15 protein-coding genes and 1 tRNA gene are annotated in these 18,716 nt (G+C 54.8%); 3 read left to right on the top strand and 13 right to left on the bottom strand.

Annotated features, from left to right (window positions below; all coding sequences use genetic code 11):
• Positions 1 to 2: 2 nt before the first annotated feature.
• The 3 genes from bcsA to bcsR are packed head-to-tail and all read right to left on the bottom strand — an operon-like array spanning position 3 to position 3,581.
• Positions 3 to 2,621: a UDP-forming cellulose synthase catalytic subunit gene (gene bcsA / locus ACOXYR_RS22640; RefSeq protein ID WP_421355859.1), complete on the bottom strand. Its 2,619-nt coding sequence runs from the start codon at positions 2,619 to 2,621 to the stop codon at positions 3 to 5.
• Complete coding sequence (gene bcsQ, locus ACOXYR_RS22635) at positions 2,618 to 3,370, bottom strand: cellulose biosynthesis protein BcsQ (RefSeq protein ID WP_108476750.1); 753 nt, start codon at positions 3,368 to 3,370, stop codon at positions 2,618 to 2,620. Before bcsQ ends, bcsA begins: the two co-directional genes overlap by 4 nt.
• 10 nt (positions 3,371 to 3,380) lie before the next feature.
• Complete coding sequence (gene bcsR / locus ACOXYR_RS22630) at positions 3,381 to 3,581, bottom strand: cellulose biosynthesis protein BcsR (protein ID WP_108476749.1); 201 nt, start codon at positions 3,579 to 3,581, stop codon at positions 3,381 to 3,383.
• Positions 3,582 to 3,753: 172 nt separating this feature from the next.
• Between bcsR and bcsE the strand changes: the two genes are divergently transcribed.
• From bcsE to bcsG, 3 genes are read left to right on the top strand one after another with little or no spacing between them, the layout of a single operon-like run.
• Entirely contained in the window at positions 3,754 to 5,313 is a 1,560-nt protein-coding gene (gene bcsE, locus ACOXYR_RS22625; protein ID WP_421355860.1) for a cellulose biosynthesis protein BcsE, read from the top strand.
• Entirely contained in the window at positions 5,310 to 5,504 is a 195-nt protein-coding gene (gene bcsF / locus ACOXYR_RS22620; RefSeq protein WP_108476747.1) for a cellulose biosynthesis protein BcsF, read from the top strand. Before bcsE ends, bcsF begins: the two co-directional genes overlap by 4 nt.
• Positions 5,501 to 7,180 (top strand): cellulose biosynthesis protein BcsG, encoded by a 1,680-nt coding sequence (gene bcsG / locus ACOXYR_RS22615; protein WP_189624068.1) that lies wholly within the window; start codon positions 5,501 to 5,503, stop codon positions 7,178 to 7,180. Before bcsF ends, bcsG begins: the two co-directional genes overlap by 4 nt.
• Before the next feature lie 83 nt (positions 7,181 to 7,263).
• On the opposite strand, the gene ACOXYR_RS22610 is transcribed toward bcsG, so the two are convergent.
• From ACOXYR_RS22610 to ACOXYR_RS22565, 10 genes are all read right to left on the bottom strand, one after another.
• Positions 7,264 to 7,371, bottom strand: a complete 108-nt coding sequence (locus tag ACOXYR_RS22610) for a type I toxin-antitoxin system toxin Ldr family protein (protein ID WP_113858375.1) — start codon at positions 7,369 to 7,371, stop codon at positions 7,264 to 7,266.
• 258 nt (positions 7,372 to 7,629) lie between these two features.
• Positions 7,630 to 8,637, bottom strand: coding sequence for a dipeptide ABC transporter ATP-binding subunit DppF (gene dppF, locus ACOXYR_RS22605; protein WP_108476745.1), 1,008 nt, complete (start codon positions 8,635 to 8,637; stop codon positions 7,630 to 7,632).
• Positions 8,634 to 9,617: a dipeptide ABC transporter ATP-binding protein gene (dppD, locus tag ACOXYR_RS22600; protein ID WP_113858373.1), complete on the bottom strand. Its 984-nt coding sequence runs from the start codon at positions 9,615 to 9,617 to the stop codon at positions 8,634 to 8,636. Before dppD ends, dppF begins: the two co-directional genes overlap by 4 nt.
• A gap of 10 nt (positions 9,618 to 9,627) precedes the next feature.
• On the bottom strand, positions 9,628 to 10,530 hold the full coding sequence (gene dppC, locus ACOXYR_RS22595) for a dipeptide ABC transporter permease DppC (RefSeq protein WP_108476743.1): 903 nt from the start codon (positions 10,528 to 10,530) through the stop codon (positions 9,628 to 9,630).
• Positions 10,531 to 10,539: 9 nt separating this feature from the next.
• On the bottom strand, positions 10,540 to 11,559 hold the full coding sequence (gene dppB, locus ACOXYR_RS22590; protein ID WP_113858372.1) for a dipeptide ABC transporter permease DppB: 1,020 nt from the start codon (positions 11,557 to 11,559) through the stop codon (positions 10,540 to 10,542).
• A 158-nt stretch (positions 11,560 to 11,717) separates the two neighbouring features.
• Complete coding sequence (gene dppA / locus ACOXYR_RS22585; protein WP_108476741.1) at positions 11,718 to 13,325, bottom strand: dipeptide ABC transporter periplasmic-binding protein DppA; 1,608 nt, start codon at positions 13,323 to 13,325, stop codon at positions 11,718 to 11,720.
• A gap of 1,086 nt (positions 13,326 to 14,411) precedes the next feature.
• A tRNA-Pro gene (locus tag ACOXYR_RS22580) sits at positions 14,412 to 14,488 on the bottom strand.
• Between the two features lie 91 nt (positions 14,489 to 14,579).
• Positions 14,580 to 16,271, bottom strand: a complete 1,692-nt coding sequence (gene eptB / locus ACOXYR_RS22575; RefSeq protein WP_113858371.1) for a kdo(2)-lipid A phosphoethanolamine 7''-transferase — start codon at positions 16,269 to 16,271, stop codon at positions 14,580 to 14,582.
• Between the two features lie 255 nt (positions 16,272 to 16,526).
• A complete protein-coding gene (locus tag ACOXYR_RS22570) occupies positions 16,527 to 17,732 on the bottom strand; it encodes an L-lactate MFS transporter (protein ID WP_407731749.1) in 1,206 nt (401 codons plus the stop codon).
• Between the two features lie 176 nt (positions 17,733 to 17,908).
• Positions 17,909 to 18,607, bottom strand: coding sequence for an autotransporter domain-containing protein (locus ACOXYR_RS22565; RefSeq protein WP_421355861.1), 699 nt, complete (start codon positions 18,605 to 18,607; stop codon positions 17,909 to 17,911).
• Positions 18,608 to 18,716: the final 109 nt, after the last annotated feature.

The raw sequence follows: 18,716 nt of genomic DNA, 5'->3' as shown, positions 1-18,716 counted from the left end.
CATTATTGTTGAGCCATAACCGGCTGTGAGTGCGGCTGCACAGCTTCACGCTCAGGGCGACGCGGGACAAAAGAAGCCACCCAGGCCACCAGCGAAGTGAGCGTACGGAAAATTACTTTTGCAAACGGAGGGGCGAATTCCGCCAGATGGCGATAGCCCCGGAAACCGAGCTTGAGAATATCCAGCAGGCTTTCCAGTGGTTTATCTTCCGGATAGCTGTCCTGCCAGAGCGCCCAGGTATCGGCACGCGCGAAGGTACATTGAACAAAATCGATATGCTGACGGGTGGTCATCGGTAACAGTTTGAGACCAACTTCGCTACCAATCACGCGCACCACTTGCGTCGGGAAGACGTACTCCTGCTGGCCACGCTTGAGCAGCAGATTCACTTTCTGCTCTTCGAGCACCTGTGCGTCGCCGTTAATTTTGATCCCCACGCCGCCATCGGAGAAGTCATGCACCGTACAGGAGAAGAGATGACCGTCTTCGCGGGCAATTGCGCCAGGCATTTTGATCTCTACGCGATGCGAGCGGCGAACCTGTTTACTTTCCACCGAAACGGCCACCGCGCCGCCGAGGATAATCAGGTTGTAGAAGACCCATATCAGGCTGACCCAGACCGTGAGAATTTCATCTTCCGGGCCGTACATAAAGCGCCAGATACCAAACGCCACGCCCACAAGGTTGAGTAAAACAAGATAGATGTATGGCCGGGAAATCACCCAGTCGACATACTCCTCTTTCACCAGCCCGCCTTTCGCCGTGACGTTGAATTTGCCTTTGTGCGGGTTAATCAACGCTACCAGCGTTGGCGGCGCGATATACCACGCCAGTACCGTTTCGTAGATTTCGCTCCAGAAGGAGTGGCGGTATTTGCCCTGAATCTTCGAGTTGGTCAGGCTGGCGTGGATCATGTGCGGCAGTACAAACAGCGCGATCATCAGCGCCGGAGCGTAGATGATGTAGGCGTGCAGCAACAGGAAAGCGAGCGGTGCGGTGAGGAAGATAAGCCTCGGCACGCCGGACAAGAAGTGGAACATGGCGTTGACGTAACAGAGCCGCTGCGCGAATTTTAACCCTTTGCCAAACAAGGGGTTATCCAGGCGGAAGATTTGCACCATTCCGCGCGCCCAACGAATACGTTGGCCGATATGCGCGGATAGACTCTCCGTCGCCAACCCCGCCGCCTGTGGAAGACGCATATACGCAGAGGTGTAGCCCAGACGGTGTAAACGCAACGAGGTGTGCGCATCTTCCGTCACCGTTTCCACGGCGATGCCGCCAATTTCATCGAGCGGTTTACGGCGAATGACGGCACAGGAACCGCAGAAGAAGGTCGCATCCCACATGTCGTTACCATCCTGCACCAGGCCATAGAACAGCGTGCCTTCGTTCGGCGTTTTACGAAAACGACCCAGGTTACGTTCAAACGGATCGGGCGAGAAGAAGTGGTGCGGCGTCTGCATCATCGCCAGCTTTTTATCCTTCAGGAACCAGCCCATGGTCATTTGCAGGAACGAGCGCGTTGGCACGTGGTCGCAGTCAAAAATCGACACGAATTCGCCTTTCGCCAGCTTCAGCGCATTGTTGATGTTCCCGGCTTTCGCATGCTCATGGGTGCTACGCGCCACATACTCGACGCCGACATCTTTCGCAAACTGACGAAACTCAGGGCGGTTACCGTCATCCAGTATCCAGATTGACACTTTATCCTTCGGCCAGTCGATACCCAGCGACGCGTAGACCGTGTTCTTCACCACGTTGAGGTCTTCGTTGTAGGTCGGCACAAAGATATCGACCGTTGGCCACTGGTTCATATCTTTTGGCAGCGGAACGGGCTGGCGGTTGAGCGGCCAGACAACCTGGAAATACCCCAGAACCAGCACAATCCACGCGTAGGTTTCAGCGAACAGCAGAATGAGGCCACACACCAGGCTCACCGGATCGTTCCAGTTCAGCGTCGAGGTGTAGCGCCACCAGATATAGCGGCAGGACACGGTGAGCGACAGTACAATCAGCATCAATGCCGAGAAGCGCCCTGGGATGCGTCTGACCAGCAGCGCCACGCCCCACAGCAACATTAAAAAGATGAACTGAGACAGTGGATTAAAGGGTTGGGTGATACAGATGAGCGCCAGCGCGAGCGACAGCGTCACCACCACGCCCAACACGATACGGCGGATTTTAGGGTTGATGTGCGCCAGCTCTTTGTGGCTATCGAGATGCCCGGTTCGCGCGTTGACCTTCGCCGGAATCGCCTCGACCCACTGATGATAGCGCCCCATCACGCCCTGCACCGCCGCAAGCGATCGCCAGCCAGGACGCTTCGCCGGCTCAGGCCGCTTTGTCGCCAGCAGCCACACGCTTTGCAGCAGATAGCGTAGCGGGTCGAGCGGACGCGGACGCTCAGCATCAATATGGGGATAAAGCTCATCCTGGCGGGCGATCAGCCGCTGCCAGTTCGCCTGTTCAAGCGGAATAAACGCCCACACCAGTACCACCCAAAAGCAGCCCAGCGACGCGCTAAAACGAGATGCGCCCGCGCGCCGGTAGCCCTGATAACGTGCATGAAGGCGCGCATAGGCTTCCGGGGCAAACAGCCAGGCGCTCAGGCGAATCATGATGCCGACTCCTCTGGAGCACGAACACCGGCGTAATGCAGCAAACACCAGCTCGCCAGCGTCAGGATCTCTTCCGCTGCCAGCGAGTCATGGCGATATTCGCCCAGCGGTTGTTTCGCCGCCATACACTCGGCCATCGCTTCATCGCGATGGACGGCAATCGGCAGCAGGCGACGTTGGGTTTGCAGCCATACCTGATACAGATCTTCCTGAAGCTGGCTGCCGACGCGCAGGTCGTTAATCAGGATATGGGCATTTACCGGCAGCGCCTGCTGATGCAGGCGCACGTGACAGTTGGTGTCGGGCTGGACAATCATCAGTGTATGGTGGCAGGCCGCCATCAGAGATTGCGTCCACGGATAAAAGCCGTGCGGCAGGTCGAGGAGGATCCAGCGATACTCTCCTTTACGCTCGAGCGCTTCGGCAATGGCGGTGATTTCAGCAAGTTGATCTGCCAGCGACAACACGTTTTCACGCTCGCCCGGCGTCAGCGTGCCAAACGGCAAAACATCGATTAGCGAGGTGTAACGCATCCCGGCGTCGCGCCAGTCTTCACCGTCAAGCACCGCGCGCGCCCAGCCGCCTTTATGGGCTATCTCGTCATTAAATGACAGGCGCAGCAAATTGTCGGGGCAGGCGTCAATCACCAGCACCGATTCGCCAAGTAGTTGTAATGACCAGGCTAGCGCCGCCGTAACGGAAGTGGTCCCCACTCCGCCACGCAAGCCCTGTAATCCCAGAATGGCCATTATGGCTTCCTTATTTTTGTTCGACTATTTGATCTGCAAACTCAGCCAGCAAAGGCCAACGCTTAAAAGCTGCGGCGAGTTGTTCGCGCTGAGAAATATCGGTGTAATCAATATCTGGCAAAGAAAATGCCCGGCTCAACGCCAGGAAGTCATTCTGAAATGTATAACCGAGCGTCGAATCTGACGAAGTCATGGGTTCATTATCCGGCATTTTTGTCGATCCCTATGGAATAAACCAGGAACTACGCTACGGTGCTAAGCAAGCTTTTCCTGAAATTCGTTTACATGCTAAATCTGATGTTATTTAATTTCAATCTTAGGTTTATTCTACTGCTTTCGCTAGTAAACTGATATGCAGGCAAATCCGCAAAAAGAAGGACACGATGAACCCCATATTTTCTATTGGTATTCAGTCATTATGGGACGAAGTCAGTCACGTGCCGACCGGTGGCGTTTGGTGGGTTAATACCGATCGCCATGAAGACGCTGTCAGCCTGCTAAACCAAACCCTTGCCGCGCAACAAAAAGAGGCGCGGGTCGCGGTGGTATGCATGGGTTCAGATCCAAAGAAAATCATAAGGTTAGAAGAAGACCGCGGGCCTCAAAAAATAGATCTTTTTTCCATGCAGGAAAATGAAAGTAGTCTATACTTTATGCGCCGCGATTTACTCTGCTCTCTCGATCCTACAAATTTCCTGATTGTGGTTTTATGCAGCAATAATGCATGGAAAAATATTCCTCCAGAAAAATTTCATGATTGGCTTCGTAAATCCAATAAGTGGGTTAAATACCATTGTTGCACCCTTCTGATTCTCAGCCCCGGAAACAATTCTGATGCGCAAACCTCGCGTTTGTTAAGTGAGTACGGTTCACTTGCCGGTCTGGCAAGTTTACGTTATCAGGGCGATGGGCTGCTTTTTGACATTGCTTTTTGGGCGAATGAAAAAGGCGTAAGCGCCCGTCAGCAGCTTCTCGTTAGGCAACATGATAACGGCCTGGAATTAGTTCAGGAAGAACTGGCAAATGTTCAGCCGCGCACGGATGAAAAGGAAGTGTTCAGCAATATCGCCTTTCTGGAAGGCGCTCCGCCCCTTTCTGAACACTGGACGGTATTCGATACCAATGACGCCGTCTTTAATGCCGCGCGCAGCGCACAGGCCGCGACGATTATTTTCGTTATGGGCCAGAACAGCCAGATTGAACAGCTCGCGCGATATATTCACACGCTACGGCGTCAGCGCGGTACGGCAATTAAAATCGTGGTGCGTGAAAGCGTGCCCAGTCTGCGCGCCACCGATGAGCGTCTACTGCTAAGCTGCGGTGCAAACCTGGTTATCTCGCACAGTTCGGCGCTTTCGCGCTGCCTGACGTTAATTGAAAGCGTGCAAAATCAGCAATTCAGCCGCCGCGTGCCTGAAGATTTGGCTACGCTGTTTAGTAATACCGAACCATTGAAGCTCAAAGGCTACCAGAAGTGGGATGTGTTCTGCGAGGCGGTGCAAAAAATCGTCAACAATCCGCTGCTCCCAGCCGATGGTAAAGGCGTGCTCGTCGCGCTGCGTCCGGCACCGGGCTTACGTGTTGAACAAGCGCTGACCCTGTGCCGCCCGCACCGTATGGGGGATATTGCTACCATTGCGGATAAGCGGCTGATGATCTTTTTATCCTTTTGTCGGGTCAACGATCTTGATATCGCCCTGAACCATATTTTCCCACTGCCAACGGGCGACATTTTTTCTAACCGGGTAATTTGGTTTGAAGATAAGCAAATCGCGGCAGAACTGGTGAATATGCAGGACGTGAAACCGGAAAGCTGGACGAAACCGCTGCCAGTGACCACCCAGCCGGGCAAAATTATCAACGCCACGCACGATGGCCGACACTGGCGCCGTTATCCGGAACCGCATCGTTTATCCACCGATACGGGAGAACAACCAACATGATGTCGATAAGCGATATTATTCAGTTAGTTGTCTTGTGCGCGCTGCTCTTCTTCCCGCTGGGATATTTGACACGCCACTATCAACGCCGCATCGAAAACGCCTTCCGGCTGATGTTCTTTAAACCGCGTTATGTTAAACCTGCTGGCGTCCTGCGCCGGGGTTCAAGTTCCAGAGCGAAAACAGAAAAATGACCCAATCAACCCAAACCGCCACGGCCTCATCGCCACTCTGGCAATACTGGCGCGGCTTGTCCGGCTGGAACTTCTATTTCCTGGTAAAATTTGGCCTGCTGTGGGCCGGTTACCTCAATTTTCACGCCATGCAGAACCTGGTGTTTATGGCGTTTCTGCTGTTTCCACTGCCCAATCGCCGTCTGCATAAGTGGCGCAACTGGATTGCCATTCCGATAGGCTTTGCCCTCTTCTGGCATGATACATGGCTGCCTGGTCCGGAAAGTATTATGAGCCAGGGCTCGCAAATTGCGGGCTTCAGCGCGGACTATATGTGGGATCTGGTCACCCGCTTTATCAACTGGCAGATGGTTGGCGCCTTCTTTGTGCTGCTGGTCGCCTGGCTGTTCTTAACCCAGTGGATCCGCGTGACGGTGTTTGTGGTCGCGGCGATGGTCTGGCTGAATCTGATTACGCTGGTTGGCCCTTCCTTTAGCCTGTTCCCCGGCGGTCAGCCGACCAATACCGTCACCACCACCGGCGGCACGGCTGCCGCGACGGTCGCTACGGCGGGCAATACGCCGGTTGTGGGTGATATTCCGGCGCAAACCGCACCGCCGACTTCCGCCAATCTTAATGCCTGGCTGAGCAGTTTCTATCAATCGGAAGAAAAGCGCTCGACCAAATTCCCCGATGCGTTGCCTGCCGATGCCCAGCCTTTTGAACTGCTGGTGATCAACATCTGCTCGCTCTCGAACGCCGATATTGAAGCGGCTGGTCTGATGCAGCACCCGCTGTGGTCGCACTTTGATATTCGCTTTACTAACTTCAACTCAGCCACGTCCTATAGCGGCCCGGCGGCGATTCGTCTGCTGCGCGCCAGTTGCGGTCAAGCGTCGCATACCAATCTGTATCAGCCCGCCGGTAATCAGTGCTACCTGTTCGATAACCTGAGCAAACTGGGCTTCGCGCAGCAACTGATGCTGGATCACAACGGCGTCTTCGGTGGCTTCCTGAAAGAGATACGTGATAACGGGGGTGTGCAAAGCCCGTTGATGGATCAAAGCAAACTGCCGATTAACCTGCTCTCGTTCGACGGCTCACCGGTATATGACGACCTTGCCGTCCTGAAACGCTGGCAGGAGTCGGAAGGCCAGGGCGCGGAAAAACGTACCGCAACCTTCTTCAACATTCTGCCGCTCCACGACGGTAACCACTATCAGGGCCAGAGCAAAACAGCCGATTACAAAGCGCGTGCGCAGAAGCTGTTTGACGAGCTGGATACCTTCTTTACCGAGCTGGAAAAATCGGGGCGTAAAGTGATGGTGGTTGTGGTGCCGGAACACGGCGCGGCGCTGCAGGGCGATAAAATGCAGGTTTCTGGCCTGCGCGATATTCCTAGCCCGTCTATTACGCATGTTCCCGCCGCGGTGAAATTCTTCGGTATGAAAGCACCGCATCAGGGCGCGCCGATCGTTATCGATCAGCCGAGCAGCTACCTTGCGGTCTCGGAACTGGTTGCCCGCGCCGTTGACGGTAAGATGTTTAATGAAGATAGCGTGGACTGGCAGGCCTACACCAACAGCCTGCCGCAAACGGCGCCGGTCTCCGAGAACTCCAACGCCGTGGTGATGCAGTACCAGGGTAAACCGTACGTTCGCCTGAACGGTGGCGACTGGGTGCCGTATCCGCAGTAAGCAAAAAAGGCCGCAGGATGTTACCCCTGCGGCCCGATTCGGGCGCGCGTTGCCATCTCGACAGCCTGACGCCCGCCTGCATATTATCTCCGGTTACGCCACCCGCTCACGATTGCGGTGGTGATAATCCCCACCAGAATCGGCGCTGCCAGATCGTGCCAGAAGATCACACAGAGTTGTGCGAACGTCATATAGCCGCCTTGCTTGAAATGACAACAGTTCGCGGCTATTCTTGAATTGTCTAGAGTCAAGATTAGCCCCCGTTATGTTGTCAGGTTAAACCTCTCAACGCGCGGGGGTTTTCTCTTTCCAGCAACCAATGCCGCCGGGGATCAAGCCCCCGCAACATTGCGCCTGACCGGGCGAACCCGGCCTGGCGTCGATACTACGCTTTTCTGTTTATTCCCTTCACCAGGCAATCTCGCAATATGCGCACTGCCTTCCAGACCTTATAACGCCTTTTCAGGGTTTTCATCCTGGTCTACGGCGAAGCACGCAACCAATTGACCACCATACTCTTTTAGCTGCGGCGCAAGTTGGGTACATGGCCCAAAGCGACGACGGCAGCGGGCGTTGAAGGCACAGCCCGGCGGCGGATTCAGCGGGCTTGGCAGTTCGCCGGTGAGTTTAATACGCTCACGGCGATCGTCCGGATTCAGACGTGGTGTCGCCGATAGCAGCGCCTGGGTGTACGGGTGACGCGGGTTATTGAAGATCTGGTCTTTCGTTCCCTTCTCCACGCAGCGCCCCAGATACATCACCATCACTTCATCGGCAATGTGCTCGACCACGGACAGATCGTGCGAGATAAACACATAAGACAGCCCCAGCTCCTGCTGCAAATCCATCATCAGGTTGAGCACCTGCGCGCGCACCGAGACGTCCAGCGCGGAAACTGGTTCATCGGCAATCACCACGTCCGGATCGAGCATCAGACCACGGGCGATGGCGATACGCTGACGCTGGCCGCCGGAGAACATATGCGGATAACGGTCATAGTGTTCCGTTTTCAGGCCCACTTTCGCCATCATCGCCAGCGCTTTTTCACGGCGTTCAGCTTTGCTAAGTGAGGTGTTAATCAGCAGCGGCTCTTCCAGAATCTGTCCCACTTTTTTACGCGGGTTCAGAGAGCCGTAAGGATTCTGGAAGACTATTTGAATTTTCTGCCGACGCAGCTTCTGCGCATGCGGGTCATGTTTCAGCAGATCCTGGCCCTGATAAGACAGCGCCCCGCCGGTGGGGGTTTCAATCATCGTCAGCAGACGGCCCAGCGTTGATTTGCCACAGCCAGATTCGCCCACCACCGCCAGCGTTTTACCGCGTTCAAGCGTAAACGACACGCCATCCAGCGCTTTCACCAGGCGCTCAGGGGCAAACAACCCTTTCTTCACCGGGTAGTATTTTTTCAGATCGGTTGCCTGCAACAGCGGTTGCAGAGCGGCCTCTTGCGTACTCATCGTGTAGGCCTCCCGGCATCATCGAGTGGGTAGTGACATTTGGACTGACGCGCGCCATCCAGCAGGTTCAGATCCGGCTCTTCAGTGCGGCATTTATCCGTGGCATACGGGCAGCGCGGATTCAGCAGACAACCGTTCGGGCGGTCATATTTGCCCGGAACCACGCCCGGCAATGAGGCCAGACGCGCTTTGTCCTGGGCAAACTCCGGCAGCGCGCGCAGCAGCGCCTGAGTGTATGGATGACGCGGCGCGCGGAAAATATCGCGCGCCGCCCCGGTTTCCACCACCTGGCCGGCATACATCACGATAATTTTATGCGCCGCTTCCGCCACCAGCGCCAAATCGTGGGTGATCAGGATCAGCGCCATATTCTCTTTCTGCTGCAACTCCAGCAGCAGTTCGATGATCTGCGCCTGAATGGTCACGTCGAGCGCCGTCGTCGGTTCATCGGCAATCAGCAGTTTTGGCCGGCAAGCAATCGCCATGGCGATCATCACGCGCTGACTCATCCCGCCGGAAAGCTGATGCGGATAGACATCCAGCCGCGAGGCCGGATCGGGAATACCGACCTGATTCAGCAGGTCAATCGCCCGCTGGCGACGCGTTTTCTTATTGCCGCCCTGATGCACCTTAATCGCTTCCATTATCTGGAAACCGACGGTGTAGCACGGGTTAAGACTGGTCATCGGGTCCTGGAAGATCATCGCCACTTCGGCGCCCACCAGGTTACGACGCTCTTTTTCCGAAATACGCTGCAAATCCTGGCCGTTGAACGCCAGGCTCTCCGCCATGACACGGCCCGGATAATCAATCAGCCCCATGATCGCCAGCGAACTGACCGATTTACCGGAACCCGACTCGCCAACAATCCCCACAACTTCACCCTGATCCACACTATAACTGACGCGGTCCACGGCGCGAAACGGTGTGCCTTCGTCGCCGAAGTGCACCGATAATTTATCTACATGTAATAACGCCATCTCGAACCTCTTACTGCTTCAGTTTGGGATCGAGCGCGTCACGCAGACCGTCACCCATCAGGTTAAATGCCAGCACCGTCAGCAGGATCGCCAGACCCGGGAAGGTCACGACCCACCAGGCGCTTTGCGCGAACTGCAACACATCGGAGAGCATGGTGCCCCACTCCGGTGTTGGCGGCTGCGCCCCCATGCCGAGGAAGCCAAGGGCGGCCATATCGAGAATGGCGTTAGAGAAGCCGAGCGACGCCTGAACAATCAGCGGCGCAAGGCAGTTCGGGAAGATATTGACGAACATCTGGCGCATCGCCCCCGCCCCCGCCACGCGAGACGCGGTGACGTAGTCGCGATTGACTTCCACCAGTACGGCGGCGCGCGTCAAACGGACATAGTGCGGTAGCGCAACAAAGGTCAGCGCCAGCGCGGCGTTACCGATAGAGGGGCCGAAAATCGCCACCAGAACCAGCGCGAGCAGCAGGCTCGGCAGCGCCAGCATGATATCGACCACGCGCATAATGACGTTATCCACCAGGCCGCCGAAGTAGCCCGCCACCAGCCCGAGGACAATCCCCAGCACCAGCGACAGCACGACCACCAGACAACCCACCAGCAGCGATAAACGCGCACCGTACATCAGACGCGACATCACATCACGGCCTACGTCATCAGTCCCCAGCAAATGCGCCCAGCTTCCGCCTTCCTGCCACACAGGCGGGGCGAGTAAGGAATCACGGAACTGATCCGCCGGGTTATAAGGCGCTATCCAGTTAGCGAAAATCGCAATAAACAGCACAATGACCACGTAAATCAGGCCAACCACCGCACCTTTGTTACGTTTAAAGTAGTGCCAGAACTCCTGCATCGGCGTCATTGGCACCGGTGCGGACACCGTTTTATTTTCAGTGACTTGTGACATGATGGCCCCTTACTTCTTATGCCGGATACGCGGGTTCACCACGCCATAGAGAAGATCAACCAGCAGGTTGACCAGGATTATCATCGTCGCTACCAGCAGCACGCCGCCCTGTACCACCGGATAATCACGGCGCTGTAACGCGTCAATCAACCAGCGGCCAAGGCCCGGCCAGGAGAAGATGGTTTCTGTCAGGATCGCGCCTGCCAGCAGCGTACCGACCTGCAGGCCGATAACGGTCACCACCGGCAGCATGGCGTTACGCAACGCGTGTACGATGATAACTCGCATGCGGGTCAGCCCTTTGGCGCGTGCGGTGCGGATATAATCTTCACCCAGCACTTCCAGCATGGAGGAGCGCGTCATACGTACAATCACCGCCAGCGGGATGGTACCCAGCACGATGGCGGGCAAAATCATGTGCGCCACCGCGTCGATAAAGTTACCCTCTTCGCCCCAAATGGCGGTATCAATCAGCATGAAACCGGTCAACGGGTTCGAGTCATCAAGGAACACCATGTCGCTCACACGCCCGGAGACCGGCGTCAGGTTCCAGTGCACCGAAACCAGCATGATCAGCATCATGCCCCACCAGAAAATAGGCATGGAATAGCCGGTCAGCGCCAGGCCAACGGCGGTGTGATCGAAGATAGAGCCGCGTTTTACCGCAGCCAGCACGCCCACCGGGATACCCACGGCGACGGCGAACATCATGGCGCAGATGCCGAGTTCCAGCGTTGCTTTAAAACGCGGCACAAACTCGTCCCACACCGGAAGACGGCTTTTCAGTGAGATCCCTAAATCACCATGCATGACGCCCCAGATATAGTGGAGATACTGCTGCCACATCGGCTTATCAAGGCCGAGCGCGGCCAACAGTTCGGCATGGCGTTCAGGGGAGATGCCACGCTCGCCCGCCATAATCATCACCGGGTCGCCGGGGATCATATGGACAAACGCAAACGTGAGAAGGGTAATACCGATAAACGTGGGGATGACGAGCCCCAAACGTCGGAGAATAAACTGCAACATAACCCGGATTCTCTCTAGTGACACGCAGCCTGGAACTGGGTGTCTGTATTGCTCACAAATGTAAATACCCGCCCCCTCAGGGCACAGGAGAGGCTAAAGGTGACACCAGGCCACCCTCACCCCGCCCTCACCCCTGAGGGAGAGGGGGAACATCGTTATTATTCGATAGAGACGTTGTCGAAGTGGTGTTTGCCCAACGGATCAACCACATAGCCTTTGACTTCTTTACGCACCGGCTCGTACACGGTGGAGTGAGCAATGATCAGCGCTGGCGCCTGGTCGTGCATCACTACCTGAGCTTGTTTGTAGAGTTCAATACGCTTGTTGTGATCGTCGGTCGCGCGTGCCGGTTGAATCAGGTCTTCAAACGGCTTGTAGCACCATTTTGAGTAGTTGGAGCCTTGCTCTGACGCTGCGCAGCTAAACAGGGTTGCGAAGAAGTTATCCGGATCCCCGTTATCACCGGTCCAGCCCATCATTACCGTCTGGTGTTCACCGGCTTTCGCGCGTTTCAGGTACTCACCCCATTCGTAGGTGACGATGTTGGCTTTCACGCCCACTTTGGCCCAGTCGGCCTGGATCATCTCCGCCATACGGCGTGCGTTCGGGTTATACGGACGCTGAACCGGCATCGCCCACAGATCGATGGTGAAACCGTCCGCGTGACCCGCTTCTTTCAGCAGCGCTTTCGCTTTTTCAGGATCGTAGCTGTAGTCTTTAACGTCATCGTTATAGCCCCACATGGTTGGCGGGATCAGGTTTTTCGCGGCCACGCCAGCGCCCTGATAAACGGCTTTGATGATCGCTTCTTTGTTCACCGCGTAGGTCAGCGCCTGGCGAACTTTCACATCATCGAGCGGTTTTTTCTGCACGTTGTAGGAGAGATAGCCCACGTTCAGGCCCGCCTGCTCGTGCAGGGTAATATTTTTATCCTGCTTCATGCGCGCGATGTCTGCCGGGTTCGGGTACGGCATCACCTGGCATTCGTTCTTCTGCAGCTTGGCGTAACGCACGGAAGCGTCAGGCGTGATGGAGAAGACCAGACGGTCGATCTTCGGCTTGGTGCCCCAGTAGCCCGGGAAGGCTTTATAGAGAATACGAGAGTCTTTCTGGTACTGCTGCAGCTGGAATGGCCCGGTACCGATTGGGTTCAGGTCAACTTTGTCCGGCGTACCGGCTTTCAGCATGTTGTCAGCATATTCTTTTGACAGAATAGAGGCGAAGTCCATTGCCAGGTCGGCGAGGAACGGCGCTTCCGGACGAGTCAGCACGAATTGAACCGTGTGGTCATCGACTTTTTTCACTTCGCTAATCAGCTCCGGCAGGCCCATGCCTTCGAAGTATTCATAGCTGCCACCAGAAATTTTATGGTACGGGTTCTGATCGTTTTTCTGACGATCGAATGAGAACACCACGTCATCGGCGTTGAAGTCACGCGTTGGTTTGAAATCTTTGCTGTCCTGCCACTTCACACCATTACGCAGGTGGAAGGTGTAGGTTTTGCCATCTTCGCTGACTTCCCACTTTTCAGCGAGCCCAGGAATGACTTCAGTGGTGCCGGTTTTGAACTCCACCAGACGGTTATAGATTGGCACCGAGCTGGCGTCGTAGGTGGTTCCCGAGGTAAAGAGCTGTGGGTTAAAGCCTTCCGGCGAGCCTTCAGAACAATAAACCAGGGTTTTAGCCTGTACGCCCGCTGCGACGGTCATCGCCACCAGGCTGAGACCAAGCTTCAGCATCCCTGACTTCTTCAAGGAAATACTCATTATTCTGCTCCAGGTTATGTGTGTTGTGTTGTTGTTATTCCGCCAGCCTTTATTTGTTTTTTAACCGGTCTGGTCGGTGGTGCCCGAAGGCGTTACAGGGGATGGAGATTCCTTTCAGGTGAGCGTGTGAGTTGCAGCGCAGATCCTCCCTGAAATGCCCCTCGTGCCCTACAATCTGTCAACAGAATGTGAAAACGTCAATACACTCATCCGGGATTTACAACAAGGGTGAGAATTGACAGGCAAAGATTAAAAAAACTCCAGAGCGGTATTTTCAGCAGAGAAATTTATGCTACTCGCGACAAGCCAGAGTTTTGTTCTTGATAATTCCAGGTGGTCAGTGATTAACGTTTAATCACATTATGAAAAAATAATGACAGAATGGTGATTATCTGAGCGATAAATACCGCGAACGTTAAAACGCACAGGGGAAAATGCTGAGGTTATCCATAAGCAACGAAAAAAAAGATCTGACTATGTATAAAAAAAAGCAATGGAATAGGTCACAAAATGGAGAGGTCGCGATGATTCAGATGCGTAAAGGGCCTTATGTGTGATCGTCGCACGCTGTTGCCCTCACCCCAGCCCTCTCCCACAGGGAGAGGGAGAAAACCAGCGCCAAACGTAAACCTCGTACGATCGGCCCCCTCTCCCTCAGGGAGAGGGAGAAAACCAGCGCTAAACGTAAACCTAGTACGATCGGCCCTCTCCCTCAGGGAGAGAGAAAACCAGCGCTAAACATAAACCTGCGGGCGATCGGCCCCCTCTCCCTCAGGGAGAGAGAAAACCAGCGCCAAACGTAAACCTGCGGGCGATCAGTCCCATCTCCCTCAGGGAGAGAGAAAACCAGTGCTAAACGTAAACCTCGTACGATCGGCCCCCTCTCCCTCAGGGAGAGAGAAAACCAGCGCTAAACGTAAACCTGCGTGAGATCGGTCCCCTCTCCCTCAGGGAGAGAGAAAACCAGCGCTAAACGTCAACCTGCGGGCGATCGGTCCCCTCTCCCTCAGGGAGAGGGTTAGGGTGAGGGTTGTCTTCAAACACCAGACGCAAAAAAGCCCGCTCAAAGAGCGGGCTTTTCAAATTTGGTCGGTGATAGAGGATTCGAACCTCCGACCCCTTCGTCCCGAACGAAGTGCGCTACCAGGCTGCGCCAATCACCGAATGCGGGGCGCATCTTACTGCTGCGATGCATCCCCGTCAATCCCTTACCTTAAAAAAGCCATTCGTTCGGCGATAAACTCGCCATCGCGGTTAATTGGTGGCTTTCTTGCTGGCATCCGGGATGTGACACCAGTTGTTATTCTCGTTAATCCCGCCGTTTGGCGAGGTGTAACCGAGGCATCCCATAATCGTGTCGTACAGCTCAACATGACGGCGCGGCTGCTTCATATCCGCTTCCTTCTTCAACTGCGCAAACGCCGCAGCATTAGACGGATTCTCCAGATATTTATCCGACATCCACACCATCATCGGCACGCGGAACTGCTCCGGTGGGGCCATATGGCGCGGCGTACCGTGCAGGTGCTCGCGCTCTTCAATCGACTCACCGTGGTCAGAGGCGTAGAACACAATCGCTTTCTTATCGCGCACCTGATCGATAATGGTATCGATAAAGTGATCGACATAGGTGATGGAGTTATCAAACGAGTTAATCATCAGGTCTTTTGGACACTTACGATCGACGGCATAGCACTCCGGCCCCCACTTCGCGAACGCGCGCGGGTAACGCTGGGTGTAGTTGTAGTGCGACCCTTTGGTGTGCAGCACAATCAGGTGTTTACCCTGCGGGTTATCATCCAGCGAGCGCTGAACTTCGCTCGACAGCAGCATGTCATCCACGGCTTTACCGCGGTTGCGCGGCTCTGCGGCGATCTGCTCACGGTAAGCGATATTATCCGCCATCGTATTGGTGTAGAACCACATCTCGCTCTGCATCGCATAGAGGTCAGAACTGAAGCCTAACTGCTTAAGCACCGCAAACACGTTCTGCTCTTTCAGCGTGCGCTGCGGGTTATCTTCCGCCCCGCCCTCACGCACAAACATGCAGCGAAGCGACAGCTTCGTCGCGGTGTCACAGGAGTAACCGCGGTACATCACGAGGTTCTTCTCTTTAGAGAGTTTTGGCGTGGTGTCGCGCTCATAACCCAGCATCCCCATATGATCCCAACGGGTGGTTTCCCCGATGATAAAAATCACGTAGGTATCGTCGAGGTTTTGCGTCGGCGTATAGGTAAATTTCTTCGCCGGGTTCATCAGGGATTTGTTATCTGATGATTCATCTACCTGTGCAAACGCGTAAAGCCCCAGTGCAGAAAGCCAGTTGGACGGCAGATAGGAGTTAGCCAGTACACCGCCGTAGCTCGGCATATCCACGCCCGCAATACGGTCATCGCGTTTCTGGCGCGTATCCAGAAAACGTACCGGCCCCCAGACCATCAGACCCGCCAACAGAACCACCAGCACGCTGCGCCAGCGCAGTGCCGGCGTGCGAATCTGACGCCACAGCGTCATGTTGCTGCCGTTGAACCAGATAAGGAACAGCGGAATGGCGCTTATCAGCACCACCGAGACAACCAGCGTCCAGCCAACCACTTCTTTCGACAGATCGATATCCGTCGTCATAACCGACGCGACAATACCGTAGCCAATCATGACGTTCATGGTGGTCATGTAATAACACGCGCCAGCGGAAATCAGAACCAGCAACGACGCCAGTACCTGCCAGACGCGTCTGCCGAGCAACGACAGAATACGCAGGAGGAAAAAGCAGATCAGAACGGCGGCAACCATTTCAACGATAGCCGCGACGCCTTTCCAGAAAGTGAGTTCCTGAGCGTAACCTTCAAAGCGACGAAGGAACACGGAAGCATTCATAAACAGACCGATGTAAACGGCCAGCAGCCAGCACAGCGTCTGCTGAGACATCGTTTTAATATATCGCATGCAAATAACCCTGAAAAAAGGGAAAAAACAGATCCAGCGCTAAACCATCCAGGTTGGCGCATCAGGCAATTGTGCGGGAGTAATAGAGTCCATTCAGAACGCGCGCGGCTAAGTAGACCACAGTAAGAGGGAAAAGTGGCAATGATGTGCATTTTCGCTACAGATATTTACAAAAAAGCAAGTGTGGAAGTGGACAAATGAGGGATTAAAAACAGCAAAAGAGGAGCCATCGCTCCTCTTTTTTCGGACTGGCAATCAGTGAGCGTGTATCTGGCGCAGCGTTGGCTGGACCGGTTGACGAATCGTCGTGGACAGTGCCAGCGAGATAATCAGCAGAGCGAAGATGACGCAGAAGGTCACGTAGAAGCCGCCGAACAGCGAGGCAATCAACGAACCGCAGATGCTGCCGATACCAAAGCCTAAGTAAATCACACCGTAGTTTTTCGCCAGATTGTTCAGGCCGAAGAACTCACTCACCAGCGACGGGAACACAGTGATGGTGCCACCAAAGTTAAAGGCGACGCAGGCAATTGCCGCGAAGAAAGTGGTCGCGTTGAGCGGAGCGAAGAGCAGCGCAGCCATACCCACCAGCGAAATGACCTGACCGATAGTAATGACACGGATACGGGAGATTTTATCGGACAGGATACCGAGCACCAGACGGCCACTCAGGTTAGCGATTGAGATAATGGTTACCGCATTCGCCGCCGTCGCGATATCCAGATGCACCATGCCCTGGGCAATATCTTTCGCCACGCCAATCACATACAGGCCACTCATGCAGGCCGTCAGGAACATCACCGCCAGCATCCAGTATTGCGGTTTACGCATGGACTGCGCCAGGGTGAAGTCGTTTTCAACCACGCCGTTAACGCTTTTTACTTCCTGCTGCGGCGCATCCGTCATCAGCATCGCGCCAAAGACAATCATCACCAGCACAATCGCGCCCCAAATCATAAAGGTTTTTTCCAGGCCGACGGTTTCCAGCAGGTGACTGTCAATGAATTTAAAACCGAGGCTACCTAAACCGTAAGAACCGATGGCAAACGCGGAAATCAGCCCCTTACGTTCCGGGAACCATTTCACACAGTTGGAGAGCGTCAGCAGATAGCCCGCGCCGTCGGCGAGGCCAACCAGCACGCCCGCGCTCAGCCACAGCATCATCAGGCTGTTAGAGTGCGCCGTCAGGAAGAAACCGACGCCAAGTAAAATCCCGGAGGCCATAGTGACGCGTTTTACGCCAAAACGCTCCTGTAATTTCCCGGCCACGGAAGAAGAAAGCGCGAGGCCGAGACTTAATAAACCGAAGGAGAAAGCGACCTGGCTGACCGGCGCATCCAGCTTGCTGGAGAGCGAGCTGTTAAACAGACTCCAGGTGTAAACTGACCCCAGAGCAAACTGGGTAATGATAGTGCCGATAAGCGTCAGCCAGCGAGTATGGTTTTGAGTTGCAGCGTTCATAATGAAGATGCCTTCTTGAATTAACTGCGGCTACGATAACGAAACCCGCGTATTCCATGGGGGAAAAAGGCATGAAGTGCGTCAAGGACGGAATGAAATGCACTGAGAGGGGAATGAATGGCATTGCGTGCAGCTTACGCCCGATGGCGCGGCCAGGCCCGTGCCATCAGACAATGTTAAAAGCGTGCGCTAACGCCCATCGTATAGAGGTAGTTAGAACCCGTGGTCATGTTGTCTGCCTGCGAGAGAGCCGCATACGCAGCAACGTGTTGATTAAGCAACATATCCGCACCCAGCGTGACATCGACCCAATTACCTTCCTGATTGGTACCCGGCATGCGATTAAGGCCAGACTGGGCTTTCCACTGGTTTTCGCCATACTGCTGGTTATAGCTCACCTGCGCCCACGGATGCACGCCCCACCAGGAGCGGGAATCCACGCGCCAGCCCAGCGTACTGATACTGGCATGCCACATAGGATCGGTATAACTGCCAATATCGCCCGCCTCATTAAACACTGCGCCAGGCGTGCCGTCATAACTCCACACGGCCACGGGCCCGGTCGTAATACCTGCCGTCAGCGGCATATTCCAGCCGACGCTCATTGATTTGGTTGCATCCAGCGGCGTCTCGTCCGGCATGGTTATCGCAAGCCCAGGCCCATCGCTGGCGGCCTTGATACGCTCCGCCAGAATATCGTCATAACGCGGTTGGTGATCGCTATCCCATGTATAACGTTCAGCGGTACGACTTTCTGTGTCAGTCACGATATATTCTTGCTGCCAGGCGTGTGCCTTAGCCGCAAATAATAAGTAAAAAAAGACAGGCGCAGTCAAAACGGCTGGTCGAAAGCCAGTGCATTTCTTATCAATCATTTAAGCGACTCCAGAAAAGAGCCGAACCCGGCGATATTGTTATGTTTTTAGGGGGTGTGTATCCCTGTATTAAATATTGTCTTTTTATTTCTGGCGTCAAGCATGATTT

The organism is Pseudocitrobacter faecalis, assembly GCF_965231525.1.
GTDB lineage: Bacteria > Pseudomonadota > Gammaproteobacteria > Enterobacterales > Enterobacteriaceae > Pseudocitrobacter > Pseudocitrobacter faecalis.
Note: the sequence above shows the minus strand (reverse complement) of the source record. Positions and strands in the feature narration are given on the sequence as shown.